The organism is Maritimibacter harenae (assembly GCF_009882975.1).
GTDB lineage: Bacteria > Pseudomonadota > Alphaproteobacteria > Rhodobacterales > Rhodobacteraceae > Maritimibacter > Maritimibacter harenae.
This window is the reverse complement of the sequence record NZ_WTUX01000017.1, coordinates 385,672-402,979: the sequence shown is the minus strand read 5'-3', so window position 1 is coordinate 402,979 and position 17,308 is coordinate 385,672. Positions and strand designations below refer to the sequence as shown.

Annotated in this window: 19 protein-coding genes; 14 read left to right on the top strand and 5 right to left on the bottom strand. The window is 64.1% G+C overall.

Features of this window, described 5'->3' with window-relative positions; all coding sequences use genetic code 11:
• Positions 1-7 precede the first annotated feature (7 nt).
• The 9 genes from GQE99_RS14445 to GQE99_RS14405 all read left to right on the top strand — a co-directional run bounded on the left by GQE99_RS14445 (position 8) and on the right by GQE99_RS14405 (position 7,186).
• On the top strand, positions 8-250 hold the full coding sequence (locus tag GQE99_RS14445) for a hypothetical protein (protein WP_161352332.1): 243 nt from the start codon (positions 8-10) through the stop codon (positions 248-250).
• Positions 247-462 (top strand): hypothetical protein, encoded by a 216-nt coding sequence (locus GQE99_RS14440; RefSeq protein WP_161352331.1) that lies wholly within the window; start codon positions 247-249, stop codon positions 460-462. Before GQE99_RS14445 ends, GQE99_RS14440 begins: the two co-directional genes overlap by 4 nt.
• The gene (locus tag GQE99_RS14435) at positions 455-3,496 is read left to right on the top strand and encodes a vWA domain-containing protein (protein WP_161352330.1); all 3,042 of its coding nucleotides are present in this window, start codon (positions 455-457) and stop codon (positions 3,494-3,496) included. The genes GQE99_RS14440 and GQE99_RS14435 overlap by 8 nt, the downstream gene beginning before the upstream one ends.
• Positions 3,496-4,194: a discoidin domain-containing protein gene (locus GQE99_RS14430; protein ID WP_161352329.1), complete on the top strand. Its 699-nt coding sequence runs from the start codon at positions 3,496-3,498 to the stop codon at positions 4,192-4,194. The genes GQE99_RS14435 and GQE99_RS14430 overlap by 1 nt, the downstream gene beginning before the upstream one ends.
• A gap of 79 nt (positions 4,195-4,273) precedes the next feature.
• The gene (locus GQE99_RS14425) at positions 4,274-4,774 is read left to right on the top strand and encodes a hypothetical protein (protein WP_161352328.1); all 501 of its coding nucleotides are present in this window, start codon (positions 4,274-4,276) and stop codon (positions 4,772-4,774) included.
• A 213-nt stretch (positions 4,775-4,987) separates the two neighbouring features.
• Positions 4,988-5,443, top strand: a complete 456-nt coding sequence (locus GQE99_RS14420; protein WP_161352327.1) for a globin domain-containing protein — start codon at positions 4,988-4,990, stop codon at positions 5,441-5,443.
• A 233-nt stretch (positions 5,444-5,676) separates the two neighbouring features.
• Positions 5,677-6,501 (top strand): lysozyme, encoded by an 825-nt coding sequence (locus tag GQE99_RS14415; RefSeq protein ID WP_161352326.1) that lies wholly within the window; start codon positions 5,677-5,679, stop codon positions 6,499-6,501.
• Positions 6,501-6,755: a hypothetical protein gene (locus GQE99_RS14410; protein WP_161352325.1), complete on the top strand. Its 255-nt coding sequence runs from the start codon at positions 6,501-6,503 to the stop codon at positions 6,753-6,755. The genes GQE99_RS14415 and GQE99_RS14410 overlap by 1 nt, the downstream gene beginning before the upstream one ends.
• 149 nt (positions 6,756-6,904) lie before the next feature.
• A complete protein-coding gene (locus GQE99_RS14405) occupies positions 6,905-7,186 on the top strand; it encodes a hypothetical protein (RefSeq protein WP_161352324.1) in 282 nt (93 codons plus the stop codon).
• Between the two features lie 200 nt (positions 7,187-7,386).
• Here the strand turns inward: GQE99_RS14405 and GQE99_RS14400 are convergent, their stop codons facing one another.
• From GQE99_RS14400 to GQE99_RS14390, 3 genes are all read right to left on the bottom strand, one after another.
• A complete protein-coding gene (locus tag GQE99_RS14400; RefSeq protein ID WP_161352323.1) occupies positions 7,387-7,854 on the bottom strand; it encodes a hypothetical protein in 468 nt (155 codons plus the stop codon).
• Between the two features lie 74 nt (positions 7,855-7,928).
• Positions 7,929-8,273: a hypothetical protein gene (locus GQE99_RS14395; RefSeq protein ID WP_161352322.1), complete on the bottom strand. Its 345-nt coding sequence runs from the start codon at positions 8,271-8,273 to the stop codon at positions 7,929-7,931.
• Entirely contained in the window at positions 8,273-9,190 is a 918-nt protein-coding gene (locus tag GQE99_RS14390) for a hypothetical protein (protein WP_161352321.1), read from the bottom strand. The genes GQE99_RS14395 and GQE99_RS14390 overlap by 1 nt, the downstream gene beginning before the upstream one ends.
• A gap of 459 nt (positions 9,191-9,649) precedes the next feature.
• Here GQE99_RS14390 and GQE99_RS14385 point away from each other — a divergent pair, with 459 nt between their 5' ends.
• Positions 9,650-10,117, top strand: a complete 468-nt coding sequence (locus tag GQE99_RS14385) for a hypothetical protein (RefSeq protein WP_161352320.1) — start codon at positions 9,650-9,652, stop codon at positions 10,115-10,117.
• 349 nt (positions 10,118-10,466) lie between these two features.
• A complete protein-coding gene (locus GQE99_RS14380) occupies positions 10,467-11,009 on the top strand; it encodes a hypothetical protein (RefSeq protein ID WP_161352319.1) in 543 nt (180 codons plus the stop codon).
• Between the two features lie 52 nt (positions 11,010-11,061).
• On the opposite strand, the gene GQE99_RS14375 is transcribed toward GQE99_RS14380, so the two are convergent.
• Positions 11,062-12,051, bottom strand: a complete 990-nt coding sequence (locus tag GQE99_RS14375; protein WP_161352318.1) for a Kelch repeat-containing protein — start codon at positions 12,049-12,051, stop codon at positions 11,062-11,064.
• 99 nt (positions 12,052-12,150) lie between these two features.
• Between GQE99_RS14375 and GQE99_RS14370 the strand changes: the two genes are divergently transcribed.
• The 3 genes from GQE99_RS14370 (at position 12,151) to GQE99_RS14360 (ending at position 15,747) form a co-directional block, all read left to right on the top strand.
• Positions 12,151-13,473 carry an aromatic ring-hydroxylating dioxygenase subunit alpha gene (locus GQE99_RS14370; protein WP_161352317.1) on the top strand — a complete coding sequence of 441 codons (1,323 nt, stop codon included), beginning with the start codon at positions 12,151-12,153 and terminating at the stop codon, positions 13,471-13,473.
• 97 nt (positions 13,474-13,570) lie between these two features.
• Complete coding sequence (locus GQE99_RS14365; RefSeq protein WP_161352389.1) at positions 13,571-14,932, top strand: glutamine synthetase family protein; 1,362 nt, start codon at positions 13,571-13,573, stop codon at positions 14,930-14,932.
• Complete coding sequence (locus tag GQE99_RS14360; RefSeq protein ID WP_161352316.1) at positions 14,932-15,747, top strand: arylamine N-acetyltransferase family protein; 816 nt, start codon at positions 14,932-14,934, stop codon at positions 15,745-15,747. The genes GQE99_RS14365 and GQE99_RS14360 overlap by 1 nt, the downstream gene beginning before the upstream one ends.
• Here GQE99_RS14360 and GQE99_RS14355 read toward each other — a convergent pair.
• On the bottom strand, positions 15,744-17,261 hold the full coding sequence (locus tag GQE99_RS14355; RefSeq protein WP_161352315.1) for a phospholipase D family protein: 1,518 nt from the start codon (positions 17,259-17,261) through the stop codon (positions 15,744-15,746). The two genes, GQE99_RS14360 and GQE99_RS14355, sit on opposite strands and share 4 nt — an antisense overlap.
• Between the last annotated feature and the right edge of the window lie 47 nt (positions 17,262-17,308).

Here is a 17,308-nt window from a genome sequence, read left to right as displayed (position 1 = left end):
GTGAAGCATGCCTACTTGGCTTATCCAGCTCGCGGTCGGTGTTGCGCTGACCGCGCTTTCCGTTCTTCTGAAACCGAAGCCGGAGCCGCCGAAGGCGGCGACGTTCGACGATCTCGATATCCCGCGCGTGGACGAGGGGACCGAGATCGGCATCGTGTTCGGCACCATGTGGATCGAGAGCCCGAGCGTCGCTTGGTATGGCGACTTTGACGCGCGTCCGGTCTACCCGGATTCGAACAAGAAGAAATGAGGGACGGGGTGCGGATCACGGTCGCGGATCTGCGCGCGTGCGGGATCTGCCCGAACGTGAAGCAGGCGTTCTTCGATCGACATGGGCTCGATTGGCGCGAGTTCGTGCGCGAGGGCATTTCGGTGGATGCCTGCCGGGCGACGGGCGACCAGCTCGACCTGATCGACCAGCTCGAGGCGGCGGCGCGGAAACGGATGGGGCTCGATGGATAACATCAAGCAAAAGAAGAAGGGCACGCCGGTCGGCTACGACTACCAGCTCGGGATGCATCTGGTGCTGTGTCAGGGGCCAGTGGATGCGGTGCTCGCGCTGCGCTGGCAGGATCGCCTCGCGTGGGAGGGTGTCGTCGAATCCGGCCGGGTGCGGATCGATCAGCCGTTTCTCTTCGGCGAGCATGAGGGCGGGGTGAACGGCCGCATCGACGTGCTCTCGGGGGCCAGCTCGCAGGGGCCGAATGGCTACCTGGCGAAGCGGCTCGGCACCGTGCCGGCATTCCGCGGCGTGCTGTCGCTCGTCTTTCGCAAGTTCCTGTGGGGTCGCAATCCCTACATCAAGCCCGTCGCGGCCAAGGTGTCGAACGTGCGAAAGCATTTCGACGATTGGATGCCGACGCGGGCGGCGATCCGGCTGCGCTGGGCGGTGCAGGGCAACTCGATCTATATCGCGATGGACGGTTCGGGCTCGATGGCCGGCGCGCCGTGGGACAACCAGAAATCCGCGGTCGCGACCTTCATCCGCGGGCTCAAAGGGGCCATGAACGATGTGAAGGTGGTTGTGTGGAGCGATGTGGTCCACGGGACCAAGTCTTACACCGACATGTCGGACGCGGATTATGAGGCGCTCGCGTCTTGGGTCGAGTCGCGTTCTCTGCCCGGCGGCGGCACGAATTACGATATCGGCGTTTCCGAGGCGGATACCTGGTTCGCGAACACCGCGCCTCCGACCGAGGAGTGGGACAAGGGCGACCCGGCGCTCGATACCGGATCGGAGAGCGATGTCGGGGCCACCGACGGCGAGCGCGAGAAGCGCCGGATCCTGATCTTCACGACCGATGGCGAGCCCCAGCCGCTTTCGACCGCGGACGATGCTGCCACGACCCTGGCCAGCATCGAGGATGCCGAGGTCTATTGCTTCAACATCAATCTCACCGACACCACCTATACCGAGCTGCTCGACAACACTGCGAGCGACGGCGTGCCGGTCATTTCGGGCGATGACGCCGATGCGATGCGCGACGTGTTCGCGAGCGCCTTCAAGAGCTGGCAGGACATGAACCCGGCGCACATCATGCGCGCGGTGCTCATTGCGCCGGTGTCGGATGGCAGCGGGGACACTTCGGAGATCGGTGACACTTTCGCGGCCGCGGCCGAGACGCTCTTTGCCGAGCAGTTCGGGATCTCGCTTTTGTGGAAGAACCCGCAGAGCCGGGCCGAGTTCAAGGAGCTGATCGAGCGCCACATCGATGGCTATGCCTACATCGACCGGATCACCGGCAAGTGGGAGCTCAAGCTCATTCGCGACGACTACGTCGAGGCGGATCTCGAGCTCTTCGATCCGACAAACGTGGTGGCGTGGACGAACATCAATCGCCCGATGCAGTCGGAGCTGCCCAACCAGATCACGCTGATCTATCGGAAGCGGCTCGATGGCTCGGACGCGTCGGTGACGGTTACCAACGTGGCCGCGGTGCAGGAAGTCGGCCGGGTGATCCCGAAGAAGGTAACTTTCGAGGGGATCTATGACGGCGAGCTTGCCGCGCAGGTCGCGATGCGCGAGCTGCGGTCCCACTCCCTGCCGCTGCTCTCGGGGGGCCTCAAGCTCACCGCGCTGCCGGCGACGCTCAACCTTGGCGACGCGATCAAGATCAAGAACGCGGATCTTGGCATCCCTGAAACGGTCGTGCGGATCACCGAGATCTCCGACAGCGATGGGCGCGACAACGCCGTGACCGTGCAATTCGTCGAGGATCGGTTCGCCTTCGACTACGACTATGCCGTCGCCTCGGTGGCGGATGCCGATCGCCCGGATGAGTCGACGGCCGTCGCGCCGACCGATCTCTTCCTCGAGGAAATGCCCTACTACGAGATGGTGCTGCGGGCCTCGCAGGAGGAGGCTGACGCTCAGCTCGTGAAGAACGCCGACACCGGCTTTTGGCATGCGGCGGCGGGCAAGCCGGCCGACGAGCACACCGGGCTCCTGCTGGCCTATCGCGATGATGGCGAGACCTTGTGGGCGCGCGGGCCATCCATCCCGCTCGCGCCGGTGGCGACGCTGCAGGAGAGCATTTCGGCCGCGGCCGATGACACGACCGTGCGGGTCTCGTATTCGACCGATCTTGGCGACGTGCGGGTCGGTCGCCTGGCGTCGATCAACAACGAGATCGTGCGCGTGGACGCGATGGCGATGGACGGCGCGGATGTGCTGCTGACCATCGGCCGGGGCTGTCTCGATACGGTGCCCGAGGCGCATGCGCTGGGCTCGTCAATCGTGTTTTGGGACGGCGCGACCGGCTCCAATTCGGTGCTCTATGTGGCGACCGAGAGCCCGGAGGTGCGGTTCCTCACGAAAACGCCGACCGATACGCTGTCGCTCACCCTGGCGCCGAGCTCGGAGGTCATCTTTGGCAGTCGCGCGATCCGGCCATATCCGCCGGGCAACCTGAAATCGGCCGGTTCCTACTGGCCGGCGCCTGCGGCCGATCCGTGGGTCGATCCGGTGGGGGTCACTTGGGCGCATCGCGATCGCACCGCGCAGACCAGCGCGAGCGTGACCGACTTCGCCGATGGCAACATCGGGCCGGAGAGCGGTGTGTCTTATCATCTGTCGGTCTACGCCGTGCCCGGCCGAGCCGACTTTTTCGCGATCGGGCCGGATTTCTTCGGCGTGGTGCCTGACCTGTTCACCGGCGATCCGGTTTTGGTGCTGCCTGAGCAGGCAGTGGGTCAGGCGAGGGGCGCGGGTTTCGATTTCCTGGCGACCGGCGTGTCGGCCGACTTCTTCGATCTCGGTCCGGATTTCTTCGCGCTGGGCGACGTGTTCGGCTTCGACGGTCTGCCCCAATTCTTCGGCTTCGTGGAGATGTTCGACGCTCTGAACTATCCCGACTTCTTCGCCACGGTGATCGGCCGGGCCGTGATGGCCGAGTTCCGGGTGCGCGCGGAGCGGGACGGCTACGAGAGCTGGCAGACGCCGGCGACGCAGGTGAAGGTGGCGCGGGCGCCGGATCTGGAAGGGGAGACGCTGTAATGGCCGTGCTTCTGACCTGGCGCAATTGGTGGGCGCCGGATGCGCCGCAGAACATCTATCGCTCGGACCAGCCGTTCACGCGGGCCAACCTACCGGCGGTCTATGACACGGTCGACCCGGGCGTGTTCTCCTACGAAGATCTACCGGCTGAGGGCGTCGGCTACTGGTATGCGGTCGGTGCGAGCTTCGGCGGCGTGGAGATTGTGTCCGATGCGAAATATGTGATCTCCGGCGCCTCGACCGGCAGCAGCGGGCCGACTTACCTCGACATCGTCGCGCGGTATTGGCGGATCAACAAATTCGCGACCGGCGGGCGCGCCTCGGCCCGGGAGTGCCATTTCCTCGACGGCGATGGGGTGAAGCTGCCCGGGACCTTGTCGGCTTCGTCGGCGCGGTTTTCGAACGTGCCATCGCGGGCCTACGACGACGACCCGGCGACCATCTGGCAGGCCGGCACCGGCGACAACCAGGGCGCTTGGTTCGCGATCGATCTCGGGGATGGCAACGACGCGCGCGTCGATGCGATCTACTACGACGCCTATGACCTCGACTCGATGAAGGACGGGTTCACTGAGCTGGAATATTCCGACGATGGCTCGACGTGGGTGTCGCTCGGAACGATCTCGCACTCGTATGTCTGGGGGCCGGATACCGAGGGCACCATCGATGTCTCGAACCTGACGCGGACAGAACTCTGACCGCGCTCCTGGCGCGCGCTCTTACGGGCCGCGCTGGGCCGATTTCCACGAAAATCCCATGTAACCGAAGGAGACGGATATGAGCCAACCCACCACTTGGGGGTGCCCGCGCGCTGCGGATGCCCCGCAAACGCCGGAGCAGGTCGCCGATCGGGTCGACGACAGCCTCGACGCGCTGCTGTCGAACAACTCGGGCACCGCGCGGCCGGCCTACGCCGTCGCCGGCATGACCTGGCACGATTCCGCGAACGGCGTCTGGTATCTGTTCGATGGGACGGACGACTGGCCGATCAACATCCGGTCGGGCTCGTCGAATGTGCTGGGCTCGGTCGCTGGCACCGACGCCATCACCGCGACGCTGACGCCGACGCTCACTGCTTATGCGGAGCTGACGACCGTGCTGCTGGTCACGGCCGCGGCGAACACCGGGGCGGTGACGCTCGATATCGATGGCGTCGGGGCAAAGTCGGTTGTGAAGGCTGCCGGGACCGCGTTGTCTGGCGGGGATCTCGTGTCGGGAGGGGCCTATACCCTCTGGTATGATGGCGCGAACGATCGCTTCCAGGTCGTCGGGCTGTAAACGCGGACCCGTTGTGCATCAGCCAATAGCGAAAGCAGGCCTTGACCGCGTCTCGGCCTGCTTGCACGAAGCGCGCGAAGCGGACCGCCTTGTTTCCGATAAGGAAATGGACCGTATGCAAGTTTTTTGTGCAACTTCCCTTACGTAATATTCAATTTCATGTATAGGTTTGCACCGCATGGGTAGGGGGCGCGTGCAAAGGTAAAGTTTGGTTTGAGAAAGTCGCCCCATGTCATCGTCGCGAAGTGCCTGGAATTCATCTACCCGCGACGCTCGGAGTTTTCGGCCCGCTTTTATGACAACATGTTTGTCGCGCTGCCGCAGGCAAAAAAGCTGTTCGTGAGTGATCGATCGCAGCAAGAGAAACTTCTCTTTCACGCAATCGCCAACATCGAACGCTCGATGATGAATGGAAAGTCACCGGACCGCGACCTCATCGAATTTGGGAGGATGCACGCCCATGCGGGCGTGAAGAGGGAATACTTCGCGGTTTTTGGCGAGATCTTCTTGAGCACGATGATCGAGTTTCTGCCGAACAAGAACCGAAAAATTCTAGTCGCCGCTTGGTGGTCCTCCTACAACGAGATTGCCGAAATAATGATCGCAGGGATGGAGCTCGAGAAAACGAAAAAGCGGTTCGAGCACAATGTCTTCCGAAAATCTTGCTAGTTGGCTTCGCGGTTACTTCCGAATGCTGAGGCGGGTCCTGCGTTTCAGTAATGCGCCCACGCTAATCTAGCCCCCAGACGAAAATAGCGCGCCGTCTCCTGACGCTGGCGTAGCGAAAACCGCCGGCGCGGCTTCCGCCGTCCCGCCGCGTGCGCCCGTCGCCGCGGCGTGAACCCCTGACATCGCTATCTCGTCGCCCCGGGTTCTCACGCATGCAATCAAAAGGAGAGGCCATGCTTATTCCCAATTGGAAACAGGTCGTGATCCACGCCAATTCGGCGATCGCGCTCTTCATGCTCGCGACGCTGGTCGCCTGGGGCCCCGACATCGCCTACCTGGTCATGGGCCGGGATCCGGCGCCATGGGTCTGGACGATCATCGGCTTTGGCATCGCCGCCTGGGGCATCTGGGGCCGTGTCATCGACCAGGGTCTGTGGACTCGCCTCTGGGAGCGGCCCTGGAAACGGACTCTGGCGAAATACGGGACCCTGTTCGCGATCACCATCGGGCTCATCGCCTGGGGCTCGCGCGTCCACGCCATGTCCGAGAAGGTCGCGGTCTACCCCGACCTTCCGTCGATCCCGGTGCCGACCGAGGACCAGAGCGCCGAATTCTGCGGGCCGTTCGTGATGGAGTGGGAGGGCGTGCGCCTGCGCGCCTACATGCCGACGCCCAACGACCGGCCGACCATCGGGTTCGGCGCCACGCATATCGGGGGCGTTCCGGTGAAAATGGGCGACAAGATCACGATGGAACAGGCCTACAAGCTCCTGGACGATCACCTGCGCTATTACCGCGCCGGCATGCACCGCTATTGGACCGAGGACACGGTCGAGAACCGATTGCCGATCACCCGGGACTGCGCGTTCATCTCGTTCCCGCTCAACGTCGGCATCGCCGGGGCAGGGGGGTCGACCGCGGCAAAGCGCCTGAACGCGGGGTGGGTCGAGGGCGCGTGCGAAGCTCTGGGCTGGTGGAATAAGCAGGGTGGCCGCGTCCTGCGCGGGCTGGTGAACCGGCGCGCGGCCGAGACCGAGCTCTGCATGGTGGGGCTGTAATGCTGCGCTACGCCGCCGTGGGCGCCGCTGTGGCGATCTTGGGCTTCTCCGCCGCTGTCTGGGTGCTGATCGAGCGGAATGGCGCTCTCCGGGCCGCTCAGGAGGTCTCGCAAGCGGCGCTCTCCGCCTGCACCGGGCGGGTCGAGGACATTCTCAAGGACAAGGATTCTGACGATGACATTGATGCGATCTCTGACAGTGATCTTCGCGATCATGTTCGCCCTGAGTGGATGCTCCCCGACCCCGCCCGTTGAACCGGCGGGACCGCTTTTCTGTGACGTGGAGGAGGCGCGCCGCTTCTCGCAGGAGGAAATCGACTGGCGCGCGGAACATGCGCCCTGGAACCTGCGCAGGGACTTTAAGACGAACGCGACCTGGGATCGCGAGTGTGTAAGGGGTGATGATGACTAGACCGACCTTCCAATGGCAGATTTCACTGGGCCACGTCATTCAGATCGCGATGCTCGTCGCGGCCGCTGGCATCGGCTGGGCCACGTTTGATGCACGCATTACAGCGAACGAAAAATCCGTCGTTCGCGCCATGGATGCGCAGGGCCAAATGGAGGGTCGACTGCGCGCCCTCGAGACCGCAACCGCTAGATCAGACGAGCGCCTGACAAGCATCTTGAACATGCTCGCGAGGATCGACGCGCGCCTGGAGCGGATCGAACGAAGCGGTGACTGAGGCAGCATCCGCACTAGCGATGTTACGGATAAGAGAAAGCCCCGCCGGTAAAAACCACGCGGGGCTTTTTAGTTTCCGAATGTGGGTCACTGGCGGGATTGACCCGGATACGGGGTACGCCGCCGGGCCGCCTAGTATCCCGGTCCTTCGCAGGGGTCTACACAGCGCCGCGGCAGGATGCCACCGTCTGGTGCGTGAAGCTAGAAAATCGTCGAGAAGGAGGCTTGGAGGACGTAGGCACCCCAGATGAAAAGGCCTAGGGCGGACACTGCGGACGCCATCCCGAGGACATGAAAGCAAATGTTGGCGCGCCGCCATCCAGCGCTTATCGGGTTGTTGGTTAACTGCACCTGCGAATAGTGGGTGAAGTACGAGAACATGAGGCCAGCGATCGCCGCCGATACCCCAAAGACATACCTCATCAATGCACCGCTTGCGCCCTGAAGAACCTGCGCACCGCGCTCTACATCCCAGCTACCGATAGACGCCACGAAGCCCAAGACTGCGACCGCGGCCGCGCCGTTGATCAGCATTTCGCTGCGCAAGACCACCTTCGAGGTCTCAATCGTCTTGTCGTTAAAGAACCGATGCTCCTCAAGGTATTCAGCGCGTGTTTTCCCGGTCCGTTCTAGGACGTTCTGCACAGCTCCACTTGCAGCCTTACCCATCCGATATCCTCAAATTTCCATTTCCAAATGCACCTTCGATCGTAGCCGATCCGTGGTGCGCCTTCCAGCGGGCGCTATGAAAACAAGAGTGAAGCCAGCCAGCCTATGGCGCCGCCGACCAGAAACGCGACGAGATGTGAAAGCGACTGATTGATCACGAGGTCGACCTTCCTAAGCGCATACCGTTTGGCTGTCGCGGCTGGACGTGCGTCGCGGAGCGCTTGGTCACCATCAGCGGTCAATGATGCCATAACGCCATCGGCTGTCTCGGCGCCATGGATCAACCCGAGCGGTTTGAGTTTTCTAAAAGCTTCTCGGTCTTCTGGTTTGGTGATAGTCAGGTCTTGGAATTCTACGTTCCCAGGATTTTCGTGTGCCACCTTCTTTAGAAAACGAAGATCGTTGTCAGATAACTGCATTAGTTTTCCCCCGGCTCCACGAGGCGAGTGACCTGGATTTCGGCTGGGACATATCCATCCGAAGTGAGCTTGAGCACTAAGACGATATCGGCCGTTACCACGTCCTTCTGCCAGATGTCCGCAGGATGCACAGGTTCCACGACCCGCACCTTCAGTCGCTTGTCCGAAATCCCACGCGCGACAGCGGCCCAGCCGGTCGAACTCTTGTCTTTGTCTTGGGCGTGGATTTCCAGCTCAACAGCTTCATAGGGCTTGTACCGGTCGAAATCATTTTCCTTGTCGGTGCTCCCGTCGAACGGGATTTGCCGAACGACTTCCGACGAAATCGTGTCGCGATCCACCTTGAGTGGCGCGTTCGACCCTTTATGGCTCGGAAGGAAGAACTTTCCGGCATTCCGCACCACGCGCTTTGCAGCAGCAGGCTTCTGGAACTTGGCCTCGATAATGTCCCGAATATCCGCGGCCGGTTTTCCCGTTTCGGCGGCCAGCAGTTTTACTAGTTCCTCGAATTTGGCGCGCGGAAGGCTGTCGCTGAAAGCTTTCTTCACGACATCAATAGCGAGCCCAGCACCGTAGAAAATCACGATCAGGAAGACGAGTGTCGCGAGCGTATCGTATTGATCGCTCACGGTTATGTTGAAGAGGTCTTCAATCATGGGAGGCACTTCTTCCTCCAAAGCGCCCTGATAAGTGAAGAGCAGGGCAAGGAAAAAGGCCTCCCTCAATGAACCTTGCTCGAGGGAGCGAACATTTAGAGAACTTCCGTTGATCTGTAAACCGTCGATCAAGCTCGGCAGCAGCGCCACGGCGTCGTCCGCGATGGCCTCGGCTGCCTGCAATGCGACGATCACGTCGCCAATAGCGACCGGTCCCTCGGTCTCGTAGGTGATTGAAATAGGCAAACGAATCTCTGTCATCAGAGAATAGTTGCACGGTTTCAATATCCGATGGAGTCATCCGAAATCGTTAGCGTCATCGTCCAATCACCCCAACATCCCGATCTCACCCTTGCACGGGCGACAGATCCGATTGTGCTTCCCTCGCTCTTTAGATCGTACTTCAACGTAGGGCATGGACAGATGTACAGTGTGCGGACCGATCCAATGAGAGCGGGAAGCCACATACGCTCAAGTTGATCGGCGGTGACGTTCATGTTGCTTTGAGAAACGCGGACATGAGTCGGGTTGTCTTCGACACTTGCCACAGGAGTTAGTCTAGATGCCGTTCAGGCTCAAATTTTGGTTTGCAACTCGCTCGCATCGTGAGCGCGGTAGCATGCAAACATGTTGATCTTGAGCGGGGCGAGCGTACGGCATGAAACGCTCCGGCCTGTGTGAAAGCTTGACGGTTGGGACATCGCTGATAACACGTCACTCATGGACCTCGTTGCTTCGCAGTACGTCTCTGCCCCGACCATCTCCGGAACCTGTGCACCATCCCGAAACCTACTTCGGTACCTGCGCAAGATCACACACGATATGCTCACGTTCGCCTTGGTTCTTACGTTCGCAGGTACAATGGTAGGCTATGCCGAAGAACATATCCAAGCCTGGATCCCGGACGTACTCGAGTTCCCGAAAGATGCCGAAATCGTTATGGATCGATCGCTTGGATCCAGCATCAGACTGTTTTCGTTTTCGACAGAAGCTGACGTGGACACCCTTCTGACCCAATGGGAGGAGCTTTTGGACGAAAACGGATACCGCATCACTCAAGAATCCGACCAGCTTGTGAACCGTTCGATTGATTTCTCCGGTCCTGGGATTTCCAACGCGAAAATCATCGTCGCACCGGGCTCCAACGGCGATCGTCGCTTGATAGAATTTGATGCAACGCTGGAGTGAGGCTGGCCGAAAGGAGATTGCAACTTTCGAGCAAAAGCCGTTTACACATGCCCGGTAACCCATTGATTTTTCGTGGTGAACAAACCGTGTCCGTTTACATAAAACTCTTATGAAAACAAAGAGTTCCGTCGGACTGTAACTCCGCCGGGGAGACCCATGCCTGGTTCGATTCCAGGGTCGCCCACCACTCCCCCTCCGGACATATCCGATCCTGCATGGCACCAGCGCATATCAGCGTTTGGCGGGAATCTGCTCGTCTCGACGCGGTTCGGAACGCGAGACGGGGGGTCTCGCATTGAGAGGTCAGAGCGGGCCCTGGTGGCCCGTGTCAGAACCGAAGGAGGCTGACATGACCTTTTACAAGACCACTGCCGCACTCGCGGCGATCCTGACCACCACCGTTTCCGGGGCGGCCCTTGCCCAGAGCGCTGATGCCGATGCGAGCGTCGGGGCCGAGGCGAGCGTGAGCGCCGGGGACAACGGTGCGAACGGCCAGGACATGGCTGCCGAGGCGACCACCGATTCCGAAACCGGGATGTATTCCGAAGTCGCCACCGACAAGGACGAAGATGGCCTGACCTTTGGGCGCATCGTGTCGGAGATGAACACTGACAACTTCTCGAACTTCGATTGGTCGGAAGTCGATTCGGAGACCGAGATCGATGTGACCGGCGTGACCGAGGTCAAAGGCAACGCGGCCGAGAATGCCGAGGCGCTGGACCAGGCGGTCGCGAAGACCGGTGAAGACATCGAAGAGTTCCAGGCCGACGTCGAAGCCAATGCCGAAGTCAACGAGACGGTTGAAGACGAAGGCTTCGAGGCCGGTGACGTTCTCTACGTCTTCATGACCTCCGAAGGCATCGTTCAGGTCGTGGTCGACGACCGCACGTAATTCGGCTCGATCGCCGAAGAAGGAAGCCCTCGCCCCCGCGGCGGGGGCTTTTTCAGTCCGGGGTGCGCCGTTCCACCGTTGCCACGGCCCCGAGGCCGGCCCGGGTCGCGCCGCCGAAGACGTGAAGGGCGCCGTTCAGGGTTGCGGCGGCGGTGCCGTGGCGGGGCGTGCGCATCGACGGTTGAGGGCGCCAGTCGCCGCTTTCGGGGTCGAACGCCCAGGTGTCCGGGAAGACATGGGGGCGGGGGCTGAACGCTTCGCCGCCGAAGACGTGGAGCCGTCCGTCCAGAACCGCGGCCGAGAGCCCGCCCTGCGCCTGTGGCATCGGGGGACGGCGGCTCCAGCTGTCGCGCTGCGGGTCGTAGACCTCGTGGATTGCCACGTTGCTGAGGGACACCGCCGCGCCGGGATCGAACTGCCGTCCCCCCACCACGTGCACCCGTCCGTCGATCACGCCACCTGCCGCGCTGTTGCGGGCCGTGGGGGCGTTGGCGCCCCGCCGCCAGGTTCCTGTCGCCGTGTCGAGGATATCGACGCGTGACGTGTCCGCGTGGTCGGCGAAGCGGGCCGCACCGGGGGCGCGGGGCACGCGGCCGCCGATCACGACGATCTCGTCCGCCACCACGACTGTCAGGTGTTCGCCGCGCGCAACCGGGAGCGAAGGTCCGGGTCTCCATTCCTCCGTTTCGAAATCGAAGACCGAAACCGCATCGGTGGCGCGCCATTCGGGCGGCGTCCCGGTGAAGCCGCCGATGGCGTAGAGGCGCCCGCCCGCGATGGCGACGCCCACGTGGTGGCGCGGCTCGGGCAGGGGTGGGAGCATGCTCCAGGTGCCGGCCCGGGCGTCGAAGACCTGCGCGGCCGCGACGGGCGCGCCGTCCGCCCCGAATCCGCCGAGCGTGTAGAATCGGTCCGCACGGACGGCACCGTAGATTTCCTGTGCGGCCACGGGCATTTCGGGCGCCGGTCGCCAGCCGGGATCTGCCCCGCAAATGGTCGGGAGCAGGGTCAGAATGCTTGCCAGGATGGCGTTTCGGATCATGCGATGCGGCCTCCGTCACGGCATTGTCAAACCGTTTGGCCTTCTGGTCAAATTCTGTAACCATTGCGCCGGCAACGAAAAGGCAGGGGAGGAGGCACCATGATCAGCCAGCAACTCAACGACACGATCACGCAGGTCGGGCCGGGCAAACCGGCGGGTGACGTGCTGCGCCGGTACTGGCAGCCTGCCGCGCTCACCGACGAACTGGAGGGCAAGCGCCCGGTGGTGCCGGTGACGCTTCTGGGCGAGGAGCTCGTGCTCTTTCGCAACGAAGATGGCGAGCTTGGACTGATCGGTCGTCACTGTCCGCATCGCGGCTCCGACCTGTGCTATGGCCGGCTCGAGGACAACGGTCTGCGCTGCCCGTTCCACGGCTGGCATTTCGACCGTACCGGCCAGTGCGTCGAGCAACCGGGAGAGCCCGAAGGCTCGCGCATGCACGAACGCATCAAGACGACCTCCTACCCGGTGGTGGAGAAGAACGGCATCGTCTTCGCGTACATGGGCCCGGGCGATCCGCCGGAATTTCCGAATTTCGATTGCTTCCGCGCCCCCGAAAGCCATGTCTTCGCCTTCAAGGGGTTGTGGGAGTGCAACTGGCTCCAGGCGCTCGAGGTCGGGATCGACCCCGCGCACGCCTCGTTCCTGCACCGCTTCCTCCAGGACGAGGACCCCGAGGACAGCTACGGCAAGCAGTTCCGCGACAAGGCGGCCAATACCGAGATCCCGATGACCCAGCTCCTGCGCGACTACCCGCGCCCCGAGATCGAGGTCGAGGAAACCGAGTACGGCATGCGCGTCATCGCCCTGCGTCATCTCGATGACGGGCGCACCCACGTGCGCGTGACCAACCAGATCTTCCCCGAGGCGATCACCATCCCGATGAGCCGGGAAATGATCATCACCCAGTGGCACGTGCCGATCGATGACGAGACCTGCTACTGGTACTCGATGTTCACGAGCTTCGGGGAACCGGTGAACAAGGAGCTCATGCGTGAGCAGCGGCTGGCCGAGCACCGGCTGCCGGACTACGCGCCGCTCAAGAACAAGCGCAACAACTACGGCTACGACCCGGACGAGCAGGAAAGCCTGACCTACACGGGCATGGGGCTCGACATCAACGTGCACGACCAGTGGGCGGTGGAGTCGATGGGCCGTATCCAGGACCGCACGCAGGAGCACCTGGGCAAGACCGACAAGGCGATCATCGCCAACCGCCGCCGCCTGCGCGCCGCGATCAAGGCGCTCGAGGAGGGCAACGAGGACGCGCTGCCGATGAAGAACGGCACCGACGTCGCCGCGCTCACCGGGCCGCTCGCGAACGACACCATCTCGAACGACGGTGACTGGCAGCGTGCCTATACCGAGGGCGACGCGGCACGCCGTGCGGCCTGCACCGGCTGGAACGCCAAGGTGGAATGAGGCGCGCGTGAGGGGAGGAGACAAGGCCCGGTTGGGCGAGGGGACATTGGCGCGGCTGGGTCTGCGCGATGCCGACGGGATCGCGGCGGCCGCGGAGATGATCGACCGGGTTGCGGCGGACGGGCTGGAGACCGTGCGCGTGCTGTTCGCCGACATGCACGGCGTGCTGCGCGGCAAGACCGTCGCGGCGCGCGCCTTGCCGTCGATCATGGCCGACGGGATGAAGGTGCCCTCGACGCTGCTTCTGAAGGACACGTCGCACCGCACCGCTTTCCCGATCTGGACCGGGGACGAAGACGCGCCGATGGCCGGGGCGTCGGACATCCTGCTCGTGCCGGACCCCGCGACCTTCCGGCGTCTGCCGTGGTCGGACCATTCCGGCTGGATCCTCTGCGACGCGCGCCGGCAGGACGGCGGACCCATCCCCTTCGCGCCGCGCGACCTTCTGCGCGCGCAGGTGGAGCGGCTGGCCGAACAGGGGCTCGAGATGCGGATCGGGCTCGAGGTGGAGTTCCACGTCTTCGACGTCGTGGACCCGAAGCTCGACCATGCCGACACGACCATGCCGCCCGCACCGCCCGAGACGCGCGCGCCCGCGCCGGGCTACCAGTTCCTCACCGAAACGATCTATGCCCAGCTCGAGCCGATCATGGACCGCCTGCGGCGGGTCTGCGAGGAGATGGGGCTGCCGGTGCGCACGACCGAGGTCGAGATGGGGCCGGGGCAGGTGGAGTTCACCTTCGACCCAGCCGATCCGGTGACGCAGGCGGACGCGATGGTGATGTTCCGCACGCTCGCCAAAGAGGTCTGCGCGCAGGAGGGCAAGCACGCGACCTTCATGTGCCGCCCGAAGGTTGCCAACGCGGCCGCCTCCGGCTGGCACGTGCATGCTTCGGTTCTCGACAGGAAGAGCGGCGAGAACCGGTTCATGAGCGACAGCGGTGAGCTGACCGACCTGGCCGGCCAGTGGATCGCGGGCATCCTGGCCCATGCGGCCGAGAGCTGCCTGCTCACCACCCCCACGGTGAATGGCTACAAGCGCTATACGCAGTTCCAGCTCGCCCCGGACCGCATCGCCTGGGGCCGCGACAACCGTGGCGCCATGCTGCGCGCGCTGATCGCGCCCGGGGACCCTGCCAGTCGGCTCGAGAACCGGGTCGCCGACCCGGCGGCGAACCCCTATCTTCTGTTCGCCTCACAGATCGCCTCGGGCCTGGCCGGGATGGACGCGGGGCTTGCGCCGCCCGCCCCCGTGACGTCGCCCTACGCCGAAGAGGCCCCGGCGCTGCCCGCCTCGCTGGGCGCCGCGATCGAGGCGTTCGCGGCCTCGCCCCTATACGCGCGCGTCCTCGGGGCCGAGACGGTCACGCATCTCGCCACGCTGAAGCGCGCCGAATGGGACCGGTACCTTGCTCATGTCTCGGACTGGGAACAAGCCGAGTATTTCAGGCTGTTCTGATGTCGTTCGACCTGGATGCCTATCTCGACCGCCTCGGGTTGTCGGACGTGCCGCCGGGGGCGGCGGGCCTGACGGCGCTGACAAGGGCGCACATGCGGGCGATCCCGTTCGAGAACATCGACCCGCTGACGGGGCGGGTTCCGTCGCTGGACCCCGACGCCCAGATGGACAAGCTCGTCCGGCGCAGACGGGGCGGCTATTGCTTCGAGCACAACTGGCTTTTCGGTGAAGCGCTCGGCGCGCTGGGTTACGCGGCGACGCCGGTGCTGGCCCGCGTGCGCAACGGCGCGCCCGAGGGCGGGGCGCGCACGCACCAGGCGTTCCTCGTCGATGTCGACGGGGCGACGCTGGTGACGGACGTGGGCTTCGGCGGCCACGCCCCGATCGATCCCGTGCCGCTTGTCGCGGGCGCGGCGTTCGAGGCGCCGAACGGGACCTACCGCTTCACGCGCGACCCGCAGAGTGATGAACGCGTGCTGGAGCGGCGTGCGGGCGGGGCCTGGGTGTCGCTGTGGGGCTTTGACGATCACCCCGTCCGCCCGGTCGATATCGAGGCGGCGAACGTGGTGACGGCCTGCTGGGACAAGGCGCCGTTCCGCTCCAACCTGATGGCCGCGTTCCACGGCCCCGATGGACGCGTGGCATTGTTCAACCGCGCCCTGACGCGGGGTTTGCCGCCCGAGCAGACGCGCCACGTGATCGAAACACGCGATGAACTGGCCCAGGTGCTGCGCGAGGATTTCACGCTGGCACTGGGTGACGACCTGATCGACGCGATCTGGGCGAAAATCGAGGATGCGCCGCTCGGGCGCTAGACCATTTCCTCGGGGATGCCGGGAATGGGCGTGCCGAATTCCTCGGCCGGTTCCACGTTGTAGGGCAGGATGAAATGGGTGCGTGCATCGGGGTCCAGTCGCGCGTTTTCGCGCGCGACAGCGGTCCAGCTTTCGGCCCGTTCGCAGTCGCCGTGCGGCGTGCCGGCGAACCAGTGCTCGCAACAGCGCGCGAAGAAACGTCCGACCGCGTAGGTGTCGCGCACCTCGACGCCGGTTTCCGTGTCCCAACGCAGCGACCGGCCGTTGAGGTTGGCCGACGAGACGAGCGCGGCGCGCCCGTCGACCACCATCACCTTGGCGTGGACATAGACGATCGGCGCGCCGTAGTGGCTGTCGCGATGCCCGGTCTCCTGCGCGCGCGGCTGGGCCGGGGCGCCGAAGAACGCCCGGTCGCCGAAGGCATCGTACAGCGCGGTAACCGCGTCGCTCTGCAATTGCTCGCCGAACCGCGCGTCGAGGTTGTCGCTGCGGTCGAAGGCGATATCTTCCGGCGCGGCCGGCATCAGCACGATCAGTTGCAGCTCCGGCTGGGCCTCGGCGGCGGTCAGGAGCGCATCCGTGATCGCGCTCGAACGCAGGAACTGCGTTTCGATGTAGATGTAGTGGCGCGCGGTGCGGATCAGGCGCAGGTAGGCTTCCTCGAGCTCGCGCAGGATGTTCTGCGGGGCAAGCCGCCGACCCCCCGGCACGTCTGCGGAAATCGTGCGCAAAAGCCCGTTGAAGCGCGCCGGCGCCGAGCGGCCCGCCGTGACCTCGCGAAACTCGTCGAGGTGTTGCTGCGCGGCCTGCACGACCGGGCCAGTCATGATCATCTGAACATCGTGCCATGTCTTCTCCGGCGGGCGTTCGTGGTCCTTGCCGTCATAGCGGCGCGGGCTCAGGTCGAGCCCGCCGACGTAAAGCATCTCGCCATCCACGACCGCCATCTTCTGGTGATGCGTCGCCGGGACGAGCGGGGCAGGCGGCCAGGCCCGGGGCGACAGCCGCTCGCGCCGCCAGCGCACGAGACGGCGAAATCCGGGCATGGTGTCGAGGCAGGCCTCGCACTCGTCGCGCTCCAGCCCCGACAGCCGGTCGCACTCCACCCGCAGCTTGCCCCGCGTCACCGGCATGAACAGCAGCCGATGCGGCCAGCCGACGCGCGCGGCGTGCATGTGCACCGAGATGTCCAGCTTCTCGGGATGCTGCGAGGCTTCGGCGGCGGCCAAGCAGGCGGCGCGGCAGGCCCAGGAATAGCGGTGCAGAGACGGTCGCGCGACCGGGTCGAAATCCGTGATCACGATGGTGATCTGCACGCCTTCGTCAAGCTTGTGCCGGATCAGGTCGGCCCAGGTGTCCCCGATCCTGCGCCCCGCGTCGCTGAAGAGCCGGGTGGCCGGGTCGAACATGCGCATGGACACGGACACGTGGCGCCGCGCGCCGAGCACCATGCGCTCGAACGCCGGATAGGCTTCTTCGGCAGTCAGGAGAAACTGGACACTCTCCTGGGGCATGATCGGCTTCTCCTTCCAGGGGGCGGCGCGCGGCTGTCGCGTGGCTC

What these genes read in the sequence shown, in the direction of transcription:
- GQE99_RS14445 (WP_161352332.1), top strand. Translation starts at nt 8, where the DNA reads ATGCCTACTTGGCTTATCCAGCTCGCGGTCGGTGTTGCGCTGACCGCG.
- GQE99_RS14440 (WP_161352331.1), top strand. Translation starts at nt 247, where the DNA reads ATGAGGGACGGGGTGCGGATCACGGTCGCGGATCTGCGCGCGTGCGGG.
- GQE99_RS14435 (WP_161352330.1), top strand. Translation starts at nt 455, where the DNA reads ATGGATAACATCAAGCAAAAGAAGAAGGGCACGCCGGTCGGCTACGAC.
- GQE99_RS14430 (WP_161352329.1), top strand. Translation starts at nt 3,496, where the DNA reads ATGGCCGTGCTTCTGACCTGGCGCAATTGGTGGGCGCCGGATGCGCCG.
- GQE99_RS14425 (WP_161352328.1), top strand. Translation starts at nt 4,274, where the DNA reads ATGAGCCAACCCACCACTTGGGGGTGCCCGCGCGCTGCGGATGCCCCG.
- GQE99_RS14415 (WP_161352326.1), top strand. Translation starts at nt 5,677, where the DNA reads ATGCTTATTCCCAATTGGAAACAGGTCGTGATCCACGCCAATTCGGCG.
- GQE99_RS14410 (WP_161352325.1), top strand. Translation starts at nt 6,501, where the DNA reads ATGCTGCGCTACGCCGCCGTGGGCGCCGCTGTGGCGATCTTGGGCTTC.
- GQE99_RS14405 (WP_161352324.1), top strand. Translation starts at nt 6,905, where the DNA reads ATGACTAGACCGACCTTCCAATGGCAGATTTCACTGGGCCACGTCATT.
- GQE99_RS14400 (WP_161352323.1), bottom strand. Translation starts at nt 7,854, where the DNA reads ATGGGTAAGGCTGCAAGTGGAGCTGTGCAGAACGTCCTAGAACGGACC.
- GQE99_RS14395 (WP_161352322.1), bottom strand. Translation starts at nt 8,273, where the DNA reads ATGCAGTTATCTGACAACGATCTTCGTTTTCTAAAGAAGGTGGCACAC.
- GQE99_RS14390 (WP_161352321.1), bottom strand. Translation starts at nt 9,190, where the DNA reads ATGACAGAGATTCGTTTGCCTATTTCAATCACCTACGAGACCGAGGGA.
- GQE99_RS14385 (WP_161352320.1), top strand. Translation starts at nt 9,650, where the DNA reads ATGGACCTCGTTGCTTCGCAGTACGTCTCTGCCCCGACCATCTCCGGA.
- GQE99_RS14380 (WP_161352319.1), top strand. Translation starts at nt 10,467, where the DNA reads ATGACCTTTTACAAGACCACTGCCGCACTCGCGGCGATCCTGACCACC.
- GQE99_RS14375 (WP_161352318.1), bottom strand. Translation starts at nt 12,051, where the DNA reads ATGATCCGAAACGCCATCCTGGCAAGCATTCTGACCCTGCTCCCGACC.
- GQE99_RS14370 (WP_161352317.1), top strand. Translation starts at nt 12,151, where the DNA reads ATGATCAGCCAGCAACTCAACGACACGATCACGCAGGTCGGGCCGGGC.
- GQE99_RS14365 (WP_161352389.1), top strand. Translation starts at nt 13,571, where the DNA reads ATGATCGACCGGGTTGCGGCGGACGGGCTGGAGACCGTGCGCGTGCTG.
- GQE99_RS14360 (WP_161352316.1), top strand. Translation starts at nt 14,932, where the DNA reads ATGTCGTTCGACCTGGATGCCTATCTCGACCGCCTCGGGTTGTCGGAC.
- GQE99_RS14355 (WP_161352315.1), bottom strand. Translation starts at nt 17,261, where the DNA reads ATGCCCCAGGAGAGTGTCCAGTTTCTCCTGACTGCCGAAGAAGCCTAT.